12 protein-coding genes and 2 pseudogenes are annotated in these 12,861 nt (G+C 52.6%); 6 read left to right on the top strand and 8 right to left on the bottom strand.

Features of this window, described 5'->3' with window-relative positions; translation table 11 throughout:
* Positions 1-307: 307 nt before the first annotated feature.
* Positions 308-445 (bottom strand): hypothetical protein, encoded by a 138-nt coding sequence (locus tag ABRP31_RS14690; protein WP_349970139.1) that lies wholly within the window; start codon positions 443-445, stop codon positions 308-310.
* A 142-nt stretch (positions 446-587) separates the two neighbouring features.
* Positions 588-1,076: a hypothetical protein gene (locus ABRP31_RS14685; protein WP_349970138.1), complete on the bottom strand. Its 489-nt coding sequence runs from the start codon at positions 1,074-1,076 to the stop codon at positions 588-590.
* A 524-nt stretch (positions 1,077-1,600) separates the two neighbouring features.
* Between ABRP31_RS14685 and ABRP31_RS14680 the strand changes: the two genes are divergently transcribed.
* The 5 genes and pseudogenes from ABRP31_RS14680 (at position 1,601) to ABRP31_RS14660 (ending at position 6,182) form a co-directional block, all read left to right on the top strand.
* Positions 1,601-1,933 (top strand): transposase, encoded by a 333-nt coding sequence (locus ABRP31_RS14680; protein WP_003317539.1) that lies wholly within the window; start codon positions 1,601-1,603, stop codon positions 1,931-1,933.
* Positions 1,930-2,265 (top strand): IS66 family insertion sequence element accessory protein TnpB, encoded by a 336-nt coding sequence (gene tnpB, locus ABRP31_RS14675; protein ID WP_004409766.1) that lies wholly within the window; start codon positions 1,930-1,932, stop codon positions 2,263-2,265. The genes ABRP31_RS14680 and tnpB overlap by 4 nt, the downstream gene beginning before the upstream one ends.
* An 83-nt stretch (positions 2,266-2,348) precedes the next feature.
* Positions 2,349-3,859: pseudogene (locus ABRP31_RS14670) on the top strand (IS66 family transposase).
* 286 nt (positions 3,860-4,145) lie between these two features.
* A pseudogene (locus ABRP31_RS14665) lies at positions 4,146-5,306 on the top strand (HAMP domain-containing protein); the annotation flags it as partial.
* Positions 5,307-6,182, top strand: coding sequence for a methyl-accepting chemotaxis protein (locus ABRP31_RS14660; protein ID WP_370661146.1), 876 nt, complete (start codon positions 5,307-5,309; stop codon positions 6,180-6,182). It abuts the pseudogene before it with no gap.
* Positions 6,183-7,660: 1,478 nt separating this feature from the next.
* Here ABRP31_RS14660 and ABRP31_RS14655 read toward each other — a convergent pair.
* The 6 genes from ABRP31_RS14655 to ABRP31_RS14630 form a co-directional block, all read right to left on the bottom strand.
* The gene (locus tag ABRP31_RS14655; RefSeq protein WP_217664696.1) at positions 7,661-8,002 is read right to left on the bottom strand and encodes a hypothetical protein; all 342 of its coding nucleotides are present in this window, start codon (positions 8,000-8,002) and stop codon (positions 7,661-7,663) included.
* Entirely contained in the window at positions 7,999-8,415 is a 417-nt protein-coding gene (locus ABRP31_RS14650) for an NUDIX hydrolase (protein WP_217664570.1), read from the bottom strand. The genes ABRP31_RS14655 and ABRP31_RS14650 overlap by 4 nt, the downstream gene beginning before the upstream one ends.
* Before the next feature lie 432 nt (positions 8,416-8,847).
* Positions 8,848-9,351, bottom strand: coding sequence for a DUF4189 domain-containing protein (locus ABRP31_RS14645; protein ID WP_080764625.1), 504 nt, complete (start codon positions 9,349-9,351; stop codon positions 8,848-8,850).
* Between the two features lie 251 nt (positions 9,352-9,602).
* Positions 9,603-9,977, bottom strand: a complete 375-nt coding sequence (locus ABRP31_RS14640; protein WP_217664569.1) for a histone-like nucleoid-structuring protein, MvaT/MvaU family — start codon at positions 9,975-9,977, stop codon at positions 9,603-9,605.
* A 116-nt stretch (positions 9,978-10,093) separates the two neighbouring features.
* The gene (locus tag ABRP31_RS14635; RefSeq protein ID WP_349970136.1) at positions 10,094-11,251 is read right to left on the bottom strand and encodes a DUF6393 family protein; all 1,158 of its coding nucleotides are present in this window, start codon (positions 11,249-11,251) and stop codon (positions 10,094-10,096) included.
* A gap of 58 nt (positions 11,252-11,309) precedes the next feature.
* Positions 11,310-11,609, bottom strand: a complete 300-nt coding sequence (locus ABRP31_RS14630) for a hypothetical protein (RefSeq protein WP_152525143.1) — start codon at positions 11,607-11,609, stop codon at positions 11,310-11,312.
* Positions 11,610-12,133: 524 nt separating this feature from the next.
* On the opposite strand from ABRP31_RS14630, the gene ABRP31_RS14625 reads away from it, so the two are divergent.
* On the top strand, positions 12,134-12,466 hold the full coding sequence (locus ABRP31_RS14625; protein WP_349970134.1) for a hypothetical protein: 333 nt from the start codon (positions 12,134-12,136) through the stop codon (positions 12,464-12,466).
* Positions 12,467-12,861: the final 395 nt, after the last annotated feature.

Below are 12,861 nucleotides of genomic sequence, written 5' to 3'. Positions count from 1 at the left end.
CACTCTGCAAAGCTATGTCGAGAAACCTACTTGGCCCCGCGGACCTGCTCCGAAGAATCTCCCGAGCCTCAGTTTCGATGGTGGATTTCAAATGCCACTTAAGCGTTTTGACTTTTCGCCGTCCTTTCATAGATTTTCTCCACGCGCTGGGTTGTTTTGAGCCTGACGCCTGATAATACGGCTAAAAAACTCGTCCCTTGCAACCAACCCGAGATCATCAGAGGCCAATGCAAGATCGATTTTCACCGAGCATACCCTGCACCCGCCGCTCCTGCTTAATCTAAGAAATCGTACCGAAGAAGCAGCTTTAGCCGCCACGCAAATTGAGCAATTGCAAACGTAGCATCGCTTCATCGCGCTGAGGGCTATTCATCACCCCTACGATTTCCAGTAAAGGGCTGACGAGGTATTTCTTTTCGCTTAATCGAGAAAGCAAGCGCGCCATTCCATGGCTCACGTGGCAAAGGCATACAACCTAGAATAAAGGGTTCATCAAATGGGAAACTTTAATGCTTCGCTCCGGGGTGTTCTGACGCTTGCTTTTAAGGTGCCGCTGCACTTTCACTTAAGCGGGGACCTAGGCGTGCTTAATCCTCTGTTCTAACTCGGTATAGTCCAGTTTCCCCAACAGCAACTCCCCCGTTGACGACCAACACATAAGGGGTCTTTTGTGGGTACTTGGAGCGGTTGCGACTTTTGCTCTCAGAAGGGTTGTCTGAGCTACCCGCCGGGAACTGCAAGAGTAAAAGCGCGCCAGCTGATAATGCGCACGTTAACTGAGTCATTTTTTTTCCATCCGCGAGCATCTCTTTCTGTACATCTTCGGGTACGCCAACCTTCAGCGGCACGCGCTCCCAGTCGTCAGGTGAGTCAAATTGGACAAACATTGCAAAGCCTTTTCTATCTTTAACGACTTTCAAGACTGCTTCATTACCGGGATGATTGGCGAAACTACCGACAAATCCGTCACAGGAGTAATCAGCCGCAGTTACTGTCGTGCCAAAGGTCATTGCAATGAGCGAAAGAAGCGTAATAAAGGTCACTTTCGAGACTGGTAAACAGAGAAATTTAAGCATGGAAAGTCCTTTATGGATGTGATTTGACTCAAGGCGTAAGCCATCACCAACAAGGGGCTTATTCTACGCGGTAGCGGTGGATCTGTCAGGCTGCGAAGATATCGATGCGCTGCTGAAGTTTTGCAAAAGGGATCACTGGGGCTGCTGATTTATCAGGCTACCCCCGCCCCTTGCAACGCCATATGTCGTTAAAAAAGAGAGTCGCATCTGGTGTAGCAGGCGTTGTCATGCGATCCGAAATAAGTTGAATAACGGTTTATCCGCTCCTCAACCTCGGCAGCTGGGACGTGCTCCGGCAGCCCCTTGATGCTCGCACCCAAGACATAAAGTGGGCTGACATATGCACGAAAATAATCAGTTACGGAGGGAGCCTTCCTGTTCCAGTATACGAACGGCAACGGTTGTCGAAGGAAGCTGGAACGTAACCGTCCGGGCAACACACCTTCCTGACACCGTCGCTTGAGGCGATGGTGTCCACCCAAATATAGGTGGACACCATTTTTAGCCTTTTTAAGCGGACGCCCATGCCACAAGAACGCCGTTCCTATTCCAAGTCCTTCAAGGCCCAGGTCATTGCTGAGTGCGCCCAACCTGACACTTCAATTGCCAATGTCGCCTTGACCCACAACCTCAATGCAAACCTCGTCCATAAATGGATTCGGGTGCATGCACAGAAAAACCTGACACTTCAAACCGCCTTCATCCCGGTCAAGACATCGCCGCCGGTGCCGATGCATCAGGCCCTTCCTGCCACGATCCGAATCGAAGTGCCGCATTCAAAAGGCGTAGTCGTGGTGAGTTGGCCGGCAGAAAATGCAGCGGCGTGTTCTGCTTTCCTGCGAGACCTGCTGCGATGATCCGCATCGACTCCATCTGGCTTGCCACCGAGCCCATGGACATGCGCGCAGGCACTGAAACTGCGCTGGCGCGGGTCGTGGCGGTGTTCGGTGCGGCGAAGCCGCACTGTGCTTATCTGTTTGCCAACCGTCGTGCCAATCGCATGAAAGTGCTGGTGCATGATGGCTTGGGGATTTGGCTTGCTGCCCGGCGCTTGAATCAAGGACGTTTTTTTTGGCCGGGCGTGCGGCACGGCTCTGAAGTCGAGTTGGATGCAGAGCAACTTCAAGCCTTGGTGCTCGGCTTGCCTTGGCAACGCGTCGGTTCCGGAGCAGCCATCACGGTGCTCTAATTCGCCTGCCATGGCCTGCTTGCCAGCGCAATTGGCCCATCAGTCTATCGCCGCCACTAGCCCTCTCTGGCAAAATCGGCGGCATGACTTCGCATCCGAATCTCGATCAATTAAACCCTGAAGAACTGCGTGCCTTGGCGGCGCAGTTGATCCAGCGCGTCGAGACGATGGACAAGCAAATCACTCATCACAAATCGGTCAACGAGAAGCTGGCCCACGAGATCGCGCTGCTCAAACGCTTCAAGTTTGCCAAGCGCAGCGAGCAGTTGAGCCCGGATCAAGCCAGCCTGCTCGACGACTTGATCGATACGGATATCGCCGCTATCGAAGCCGAGTTTGAGGCGCTGCAACCGGCACCTGTCGAAGCCAAAGTGCGCCAGCAACCCAAGCGCGCACCGCTGCCACCGCAGTTTCCTCGCACACTGATCCATCACGAACCGGACAACAGCCACTGCCAGTGCGGCTGCGCACTCAAGCGCATCGGCGAAGACGCCAGCGAAAAGCTCGACTACACGCCCGGCGTGTTCACAGTCGAACGCCACATCCGTGGAAAGTGGGCCTGCGAACAGTGCGAAACACTGATCCAGGCGCCGGTACCGGCGCACGTCATCGACAAAGGCGTCCCGACCGCAGGCCTGCTGGCCCACATCATGGTGGCCAAGTTTGCCGACCATCTGCCGCTGTATCGCCAAGAGAAAATCTTCGGCCGCGCCGGGCTGCCCATCGCCCGTTCGACCTTGGCGCAGTGGGTGGGCAACTGCGGCGTGCAATTACAGCCGCTGGTTGATGCGCTGCGCGAAGCCGTGCTGACGCACGACGTCGTTCACGCCGACGAGACGCCGGTACAAATGCTGACGCCTGGTGCGAAAAAAACTCATCGCGCTTACGTCTGGGCCTATGCCACCAGTCAGTTCTCCAACCTGGCGGCGGTCGTTTACGACTTCAGCCCGAGCCGCGCTGGCGAACATGCCCGAACCTTCTTGGGCAGTTGGAACGGCAAGCTGGTCTGCGATGACTTTGCCGGCTACAAGGCAGGCTTTGAACTGGGCGTTACGGAGATCGGCTGCATGGCCCATGCCCGCCGGAAGTTCTTCGACTTGCACGTGACCAACAAGAGCCAGGTCGCCGAAAAAGCGCTGAACTACATCGCGGCCTTGTACGAAGCTGAACGAGAAGTCCGAGAGCTGGAGCCGGGTGATCGGCAGCGAATACGGCAGGAAAAAGCAGCGCCAATCGCCGACGCACTTCATACCTGGATGATCGCCCAAAGACAGCTTGTGCCTGAGGGTTCGGCCATCGCCAAGGCGCTGGATTACAGTCTCAAACGCTGGATAGCGCTGACGGTGCCGTGCCCATCGATAATAACTGGTGCGAGAATCAAATCCGGCCGTGGGCTCTTGGGCGTTCGAACTGGCTGTTCGCGGGATCGTTACGCAGCGGTAAACGTGCAGCGGCGATCATGAGTTTGATCCAATCGGCGCGACTCAACGGCCATGATCCGTATGCTTATTTGAAGGACGTCCTCACGCGCCTGCCGACGCAGCGGGCAAGTGAGATTGCGGAGCTACTACCGCATAGGTGGCGACCGGTTTAGTTGCGCAAGACGGGATGCCCGGACGCACCTCCAACTGGTGCCATTACCGGTCTACTTAGCCTTTATGCTGGTTATCCATGCATTCCTCCCTACAGCTTCGCCCGGTTCAGCCGATAGTTTTCGTACCAAGAGAAGCGCGGCAATTCGATCCTGTAACAAAGGAGAGTAAGCGGCTTTTGAGGAAGATCTCTTGGAATGCTTTCATTACCTCATAACCATAAATGAGAGATGGGCACTTTTTAACGCCTAAGAAAGCACTCACAGACCTTGAGTGATCGAGAACCCGATGAATTTATTAGCGCCTGCCCTGTTCGTTACCAACCGTGTTCGATTCCCCATGAAATTCGCAATTTTGGGATTTATTGTCCTGATTCCTCTGCTCCTGCTAGGCACCCGGGCGATGCTTTCACTGAACACGAGCATCACGGGCATCAAGCATGAACAGGTGGGTCAACAATACTTGTTGGACGTCACCCCTATCCTGCGTCTAACCATGATTCAGAGGGCGCTGACACACGGCATGCTCAGCGGTGACACCAACGCAGTAGCCAATGCAGCACGCAATGCTGAAAAGCTTAACGATGCCTATGCGACTCTTGCTGCGCAGGACGCAAAATTTAGCACCCAACTGGCAACGACAGACCGAGTTCAGACGTTGCGTACCGCTAGTGTGCAGCTGGTTGAACGCGCCAAAGCAGGCGAAGCACCTTTGGTGATCTTTTCCGCGTGGAACGACCAGTTAACCGACCTAATGAATTTCGTTTACTACATTACGGCCACTTCCGGCATGATTTTGGACGAAGATGCAGGTTCGTTGTACCTCATCGATCTAAGCTCTATACGTCTGCCTCGGCAAATAAATCTGGTCGGACAGATTCGCGGTCTGGCCAGCGGTTTTAGCGCTGACCGTCCTCTGGACGACACCACTCGTATTTTTGCCCAGACTTTGTTGAAACAGGAGCTGCTAATGCGTCAAGAGTTGCAGCAGAGCCTTTCCCTGCTTCGCCGAGAAGAGCCGAAATTATCTGGTGTAGTTCAGCCGTCTGTAACAACAGCCATTACCGACCTGGAAAATCTGCGTAAAGACCTGGTGGACTACCTCGATCCGAGCAAGCGCTCAAACGTGAATGCCAACACCTTGGGCGAGCGTGGAAACGCCGTCGTTGCTCAGTTTTACAAAGCTCAGGATCAGATGCAGGAATCGCTGCGAATTCGAATTGATGAGCGTCTGAATACACTGAGTAATGAGCGTACTTTCGGCACTGAGCTATTTATCGCCATTGCGATACTGCTGCTCTATGCGTTCGTCGGCATCTACAAGGCTCTGCGGATTGGGGTTGATGAGCTCCTAGCTGTGACGGCACGTATTGCTCAAGGCGATCTGAGCGCGCGCGTCCGAATCAACAGCCACGATGAAATCGGTGATGTAGGCGAGGGACTTAACCGCATGGTAACGGCCTTCTCTGGCTCACTGAGCCAGGTGGAGCGTAGCTCGCATTCAGTCTCAGATGCGGCAAAGCGACTAGAGATCTCCATAGGCCAAGCCAAAGCCTCAATGAACTCACAACAGGCTGAAACCGAGCAGGTTGCTACTGCCATCAACGAAATGACCGCGAGCGTTGCCGACGTGGCCCAGAATACCGAGGGCGCAGCACGTGCCGCTGAATCTGCAAGCAGTGCGTCTAACGACGGCTTGAAAGTTATGATTGAAACAAGTGCCGCTATTGAGGCGTTGGCCAACGAAGTGGAGCTCAGTGCAAGCAAAGTCGAAGCGTTAGCGACACACAGCAAAGAAATCGGTGGTGTCATCGAGGTCATCAGTACCATCGCGGATCAGACTAACCTGCTGGCCCTCAACGCGGCCATCGAGGCGGCGCGAGCTGGCGAGCAAGGCCGTGGTTTCGCGGTCGTGGCTGACGAAGTGCGGACTCTGGCCTCGCGCACACAAAACTCCACAGAAGAAATTCGACGGATCATCCAACAGTTGCAAGGCGCTACTGATGCCGCTGTTCAACAGATGAAAGCTGGGCAAACCCGAGCTAGGGAATGCATTCAGGCAGCGAGCCAAGCGTCTGGCAGCCTGAACCAGATCAATGAAGCAGTAGACGGAATTGTGGGCATGAACACTCAGATTGCAAGTGCGGCGGTGCAGCAACATTCGGTCTCAGAGGATATCAATCGCAACGTCATCGGCATTCGAAACAGCAGCTTAATCGTCATGGAAGGCGTAGAGGACAACGCCGTAACGGCTGACGAGCTTTCATTGCTCGCTAATGAACTTCGCAGCGTAGTCGGCAAGTTTAAGTTATCCAGCAACGCTTGAAAGGAATCTCAAGCGTTTCAATTGTTGATAGCACGAGAAAGTGCTTTGATCGGGTCTGACTGGGGTGATGATGCCCGGCAGTCCCTGATCGACATTGAGGGCTGAGCTTCATCGTTGCGCAATCTCGTAAAACAATAGAGCCAGCTACGCTAGATGACTTGCCCGGACGGTTACGCTGGAACCGAAGTAGGCACAAGTGTTGCGGCCCCCAATCCAGTCATCTAGAAATGGCTGGCCGATCAATCCACGAGCCTGACGGTCGAGTTCCACTTTTAGTGTGCACAATGCGGCTGACGCCCTTGCCATCGCAGGATCGACACTCACACAGCGCAAATCTTGGGGCTGTCCTTTCGTTGTCACCTTATCCATTAGTAACCTCCTTCTCATCAATACGCAGGCACCACTGTCGTCACGATTGCGCCACCATTCGCCCGCGGAGTTAGTACTTGGAATAAATCAAAGAAATAATCAGCTGATGACGTCATTTAACGCATTGTCCGCCTTTCTCCTCCACGCTCTCAACCCGCTGAACGCTGCATTAGAGTACCTAGAAGTAAATGTACAAATTACTGAGGGTAAATATCCGAATCCGGGGATCCTGCCCCATTTCGAACATTTACTTCCGTCAACCAAAGCTCATACGGTTGATGGTAAGGATTGCTCCACGATTTGATAAGCCTGCAGCTCAACAAAGCCCTAGGTGTGCTGTCCATGGCAAGCGGCGATGTGGCCAACTCCTACTCAATGACCCAGGTGGTCGGCTGTCCCCAATGCAGCGACGCGCACTCGGACCTGCCGCTGGCCAGGCAGGTGTGAGATAAATGGCGCCGCTGCACCAGTGGCCACGCGCCCCACATCTAGGGGCGCTCGTAGAAATTTGACAAAATCGTATGCTAAGCCAATGTGGCATCCGGCTCAGTCGGAAACCGCATTCAAAATGCCCGCATCAGCAAGCCAAGGTGTGAAAATCCTTTCCCCATAGGATGGACTCCTACCTAGATGAGGAGCCGCTTGTATTGCTCAAGGTCGACGTTCGATGGTGCACGACAACTACCGTCAGTACTCGCTAAACAGAAGGGATGCAAAACTGCCTGCCGGTTTGCTCGAACCCTCGTATTGGGGAACGACGAAAATCCATCAGTAATGCGTGCAGAGCAACGTAAGGACTCAGTACAAAGCTTTACCATTGATCAGATAACTGATGAACACTCCATCATCTTCAATGATGACGGCAAAGGTAAAATCGTTTACTTGGTGGCAAGTCGGTAAAACAAACACGTCATCTACCTCGACCTTTACCACTGCGAATTCCGCCCTAGCACGGATGGCGTGGCCGCCCTCCTCTGAGCTGGATTTCCGCTAATGGGGGGTGGAGAACTACAGGCAGGCGTTGACGCAGACAGTTCCGTTCTGAGCGATTCCTAGCTGGGGCAACCGATGCTTTTTCAATCGAAAACTGAAGGCTTGCACGGTTGTGATCAGCCAGCTATGCGTCCAACGGGCTCCCTATCATTGTCACTCAGCAGTGCAAGATCGAGAAATCTACCTTGCCTTGCGGACCGGCCTCGAAGGATTTCCCTAGCCTCAGTTTCAATGGTGGATTTCAAATGCCACTTGAGCGTTTTGACTTTTCGCCGTCCTTTCATAAGTTTTCTCCACATGCTGGGTTGTTTTGAGCCTGACGCATGAAAACTCGTCCCTTGCAACGAGGTCGACATCATAAGAGGCAATGCAAGTGCATTTTCGCTGCTCTGGCCTACATCGGTAACGATGTAGTGGAATCGAAACAATTCGCTCGGTTTTCTATCGATTTTCATCATGAATGCTCTTCTTTCGAGAAGGTTCTCCACACGCCTATTTTACCTGTGCAAGCATCCTGAATTCTTATTCGCGTATTGTTCTTCATTGGATAGGGGAGATTCTGGACTGGAAAGAAGTCGGCAGCAGCAATTTCTGAGTCTGGCTGCCAAGCCTGTCTAGTTAATATTTTGCATTGAAAGTAGATTACTAGATCTGACCTAAATGGGGCAGAATAAATGCCAACGAGCCTTTCGACAATAACGCGGCATCCCGTTTCCTCAAAAACCTCCCGAATGACACCCTGCTCGGGCGATTCTCCATGCTCAAGCCGCCCGCCAGGAACCGTCCACCCGAAAGGTGCGTAGTTCCTCTGTACGCAAAGAACCTGTCCGTCTTCGTTGACGATATTAGCAAATACACCAATGGTGGTCATAATCAGAACTCCTCTCTGCGCGAAAAAGCTTTTGCACTGGTCATATTTGTGAACTTTAGAATCAAGTCAGCTTTCTTCTTTATTCTACCGAATTCAAGGCCTGATCAGCGGAGCCTTCTTTTCACGAAGAATGCGTTCACAACCTATCGAACTCATTCCAAGAGATGCACCGCTTGAACCTGTGGTTCGACTTGAGTCTCACGTCTCCTAGGGCTTCGAGTTTCTAGCCGGAGATGGGCAAATCTCAGCAAACCCATTTCGCCTGAACATCAGCACCGCGACCCGCCACAGGAGGATGCGGCCTCCCGAGCCTTGACACCCTTGCAATGGGACTATGTATTGGAAACTGCGGAGCAATTGATTAGAAATCGGTTTTCTTAGCCCATTCAAGCGCTTCTCTACAGACCCCCCTTGTGATGCCCCGGAAACTCGTCAGAACTTTTGAAATAAAGGCTCCGTGCAGTCGGTGTATATTACCTTGCACTGGCTACCATTATTCTTTTTATTACAAAATGAAATTGCATTTCGACTAGCTACTTCTATAGAAGGTCCTGCAGCAAAACTTCTAATTATATTTCCCATATGCTCAGGCTCAGCGATTGCTGCACACCTGTTCAAATAAACATAGAGAACGCTACAATTTTTTTGACTTTCCGCTTCGCACTTTTCTACCGCATCTTGCTGGGCATCAGCTTTCTTCAATTTACCCGTAGACACGCCAAGATTTTCATTTCCATCACCCGCAATGGCTCCCCAAGTTTCTATCCATTTTCCGCTTGGGCGCGGCGGCTCTTGAACTGTGTTTCCTTGCGGAATAGGAGCACATGCAATCGCCCCTTGACCACCAATCTGATACTGCCCTGGCGGACAACCTTGTGCCCAGGCGCCACTAGAGAAGAGTAAAATGGAAAAAGCTGAGAGGCTAAAATAATTCATGACGCACCCATACATATTTTCAATAATATTTAATTTTGTTAACGACTTAATTAAACATCCTGGTTGCTGCCTTGTCCAGCTTGCCCACTTGAGCCTATGGGCTGTGATGCTTGCATTGGTGCGGCACCCGTGACTCTGGTTGTTCCAGTAGGTGAGTTGTTCTTTTGTGAACCATCACCACCGTTTGCGATCTGCTGTGGTGTGTAGGATCCGGCTGGCTGCCCCTGTGGTCCAGCCGCAACGTATTCAAATCAGTGGGCGAGCCACGAGTCCACTACATCTACGCCGTACTTGGCTTTCCACTCCTTAAGTGTGCGATGATTGCCCCCTTTCGTTTCTACAACCTCCCCGGTTTCAGGGTTCTTGAACACCTTGATCACTCGAGTTCTACGGGTTTTGCGCTCAATGACGGGCTTTTCGGTCTTGAGTCGGGGAGCAGCAGATTGGGGATCAAGCACCGCCACCACATTTTTCAGGCTGAATCCGTAATCAGCTAACAGGTTGCGCAATTTTTTTTCGAATTCGATCTCTTTCTTTAGCCCTTGATCGCCTTTCAGCGCATCCAGCTCTTTGAGCTGCTCAGCCAATTTTCTTTCCAGCAAACGAAACTCTGCAAGCTTGGACATTTATAACTCCATCACGTATTGGAGGTTGAATTGGGCGGGCAAACCGAGGAAAACCGGCTCACTCGCGGTAAAGCGTTTAGCGCTCTGGTAAACGGTTGTGTACTCAGCCGGGTTTCCTACTGGCTTTTTAAACGAACGGCACTTACCTGACTGAGCATGCTTTCCTTACTGAACGCGAAAGTCATCACCACGGAACTGGCATCAGGGTCGACTATAGCCCGCCTCCGGTTATCCCGAACCACGACTCTGTCAGGCAGATTCTCGACAATCGTCCACGTACTGGACGGCGTAAATGATCGGATGAGCGCCGCCTTGTGGGTATTCAACGGAAAATATCGCGTGACCACATCGCTGACATCGATCTGTTCAAACCCGACCGGTTTTCTAGACGCGTAAATCTCTTCAAACATGGCGTTCAGGTCCGTAGACGCGCCCCATGGAAAGCCGGGATCTGTCAGGCATTGTTTCAACCACTGCTCATCGCCCTCCTCGGCCCAGAGCTCCACGTCGAGACTGGCCAGCGGTTGTTTATCAATCTGGTCATAAATACGTTGCGTGTCTGCATCCGGAGCATCGGACCTGGCACTCCAGCCAGCACTGCCTTCAACGCAATTCTTGATACCAGGTTTGCACGTCGCAATCAGGTTTGGCTTCCTGTCAACGATATCTGCCACAGCACGGGTCTGATACAGGTCCCCGCTGGCCCAGTCCTGAGAAAGACTGCAGACCCGGTTCTTATTCTGATGAAAGCGAGTCCCGAAACAACCGTAGGCATATGAATCCGCTTGTGGCACAAACTCACATGCAACGTTACTTCCGGCGAATCGCCCGCCTGTAAATCCTGCATCAAACTTACTTTGATCAATAGCTCGCTGAACCAACTCAGGTTTCGCCAATGCCTGATCTGAAATCCGACCCAGTTGCCGGGTACGCTCATGGATAGCTTTCAGCACAATATTGCTCTGCGCCTGCCGGGTGTATGGCTCACCTGTCCGGGTATCAATACTGTCACGCAGTTTCCCGAGACTTTGATCTCTTGCGGTCATCCAGCGACGCTGGCTCGCAACCAGCATGCTGCGAATCCCAGCATCATCTGCGCTCTTCAGTATCGACGCATAGGCTTTACCCATTGCCGCATCAGCAGTGAGCAGGCGGGAATCGGCGCATATCAAATGTTCAATTTCGGATGATGCCTTACCACAATCCATGGATCGCGCCAGAGCATGCTGCGAGGAGAAAGCCAGCAAAATAACTGCAACCGCGGGGTACTTCATTAAGAGGATCCTTGGTGGTTCTTGATCTGACATTTACCGGGACATTGTTGACCGGGATTTACAGACAGCCCTCCTCCCGATAGTTGCCGTCAACATAAGCCAGCGTATCGCCCGGCCCAGGCTGCCAGCGGACCCTGGCAGTCACTCTGCACGGTATCCATCCCTCGCGTCGTACAGCACCGTAATAACCTGCACTCTCAAACCATGTGGGCTTGAAGCCTTCCTTGTTGAGTTCGCGAATGAAATCACCCGCAGGCATACCCAGAGGAAAACGGGCGCGCAGACGACTGTCAAACTCCGCAGACGCGCCGTTCCATGAAGTGGGTAATCCATCAGTCAGAAAAGATGGCGAACGCACTGAGTCCCACATCAAAAAGATGAAAACTCCGATGACAACCCCTGAACCGTATAGCGCTGCATGTCGAAAAAATCTTCTAACGTTCAGTCCAGGAGCTAGTTCCATAGACAACCTCTTGATGGTTTCTGATCCTGCTCGCTTGTCATGACTCGCGTTTAGTGGTGGGCTTGCAAAAGATGTAGCCAATTACAGCAATTAATTCATTCATGCCCGGCCGTTTCAATAGCACATTTGTGCTATTTGCAGGCTCTATTGCGCATGGCAATAATTGCCACATCCTCGGTGTACAAGCCCATCGCCTATGCAAGCGCGCAGGTCACCCCTGCCGGGGGTGGGGAGCATTGAAGCCCGCCAGGGCCGAGTCAACGCGGTAATGTGCTGGCTCGGTCCCCAAGATCCGCCCGCGAAGCGGCCCACCAAATTAATCTGATCTAAATCCGCATCTTCAAGAGATATAGCCTTCCCGATCACTCTAGGGATAACGCGTTTCTGCTGGCGGTGAAGGCCCGCTTGCAGTTTATTGCGTGCAGGAAAACACCGTTTACGTTGACGGTCGCTCTGTTTCGATTGATGCCGTGGAACTCATGACAGAACAGCTGCAGAAGCTTGAAATCACTATCCGCGAGCTTAAGACAACAGTTAACGGGAACAAGCTTATTGAGTCTCAAGGGTTAACTCTTGAAGCCGAGACATTGGTCAAGCAGGCGCGGTCGACCTGGCTACCGCTCATGTCTGATATTGGTGAGTCCCAGCGATTTAATGCTCTGCACGGACTTAGCCTACTCGCAGACGATCGCAGATTAGCAAAGCTTGAACAGCTGAAAGCTCTGTATGCTGGGACACAAATAGGGGATTAATTGAATCGCTTGTCCAGCCCCGGATCAGGCCTTGCTTGATCCCGACCAGCGAGAGGGCCAAATTGGCCAAGATAGGTGGCACGTCCAGGCCCAATCAATTACTGCCTGCGAACACTATGAACCAGTCCACTCAGGCTTTGCTAGAGATCGCCATTGGAGAGTTCAGAGAACTATCCCCTCAGTCGACTTCCCACGAGGGCAGTATCCCCTCCATGTGAAAACGGTCCGCTTACTGAGTGATACCGCGTTTGGGTAACAGGCTACCCTCGGGCGTACTACTCTGGTGACAGCCCAGAATCATAAAAAAATCGATGGCTGCCCCGGAGCAACCGTATTCGCGCCCTTCCATGTGCAGGATGGTCCTCGATTCGATCTCGGCGCAGACATAAGCGATG

It is taken from the genome of Pseudomonas caspiana (genome assembly GCF_040224095.2).
Taxonomy (GTDB): Bacteria; Pseudomonadota; Gammaproteobacteria; order Pseudomonadales; family Pseudomonadaceae; genus Aquipseudomonas; species Aquipseudomonas caspiana.
Note: the sequence above shows the minus strand (reverse complement) of the source record. Positions and strands in the feature narration are given on the sequence as shown.

Excerpts from the sequence above, each read along its gene's own strand:
- ABRP31_RS14650 (WP_217664570.1), bottom strand. The coding sequence starts at position 8,415 with ATGACCACCATTGGTGTATTTGCTAATATCGTCAACGAAGACGGACAG.
- ABRP31_RS14660 (WP_370661146.1), top strand. The coding sequence starts at position 5,307 with ATGGTAACGGCCTTCTCTGGCTCACTGAGCCAGGTGGAGCGTAGCTCG.
- ABRP31_RS14680 (WP_003317539.1), top strand. The coding sequence starts at position 1,601 with ATGCCACAAGAACGCCGTTCCTATTCCAAGTCCTTCAAGGCCCAGGTC.
- ABRP31_RS14690 (WP_349970139.1), bottom strand. The coding sequence starts at position 445 with ATGGCGCGCTTGCTTTCTCGATTAAGCGAAAAGAAATACCTCGTCAGC.
- ABRP31_RS14645 (WP_080764625.1), bottom strand. The coding sequence starts at position 9,351 with ATGAATTATTTTAGCCTCTCAGCTTTTTCCATTTTACTCTTCTCTAGT.
- ABRP31_RS14685 (WP_349970138.1), bottom strand. The coding sequence starts at position 1,076 with ATGCTTAAATTTCTCTGTTTACCAGTCTCGAAAGTGACCTTTATTACG.
- ABRP31_RS14655 (WP_217664696.1), bottom strand. The coding sequence starts at position 8,002 with ATGATGAAAATCGATAGAAAACCGAGCGAATTGTTTCGATTCCACTAC.
- ABRP31_RS14640 (WP_217664569.1), bottom strand. The coding sequence starts at position 9,977 with ATGTCCAAGCTTGCAGAGTTTCGTTTGCTGGAAAGAAAATTGGCTGAG.
- tnpB (WP_004409766.1), top strand. The coding sequence starts at position 1,930 with ATGATCCGCATCGACTCCATCTGGCTTGCCACCGAGCCCATGGACATG.
- ABRP31_RS14635 (WP_349970136.1), bottom strand. The coding sequence starts at position 11,251 with ATGAAGTACCCCGCGGTTGCAGTTATTTTGCTGGCTTTCTCCTCGCAG.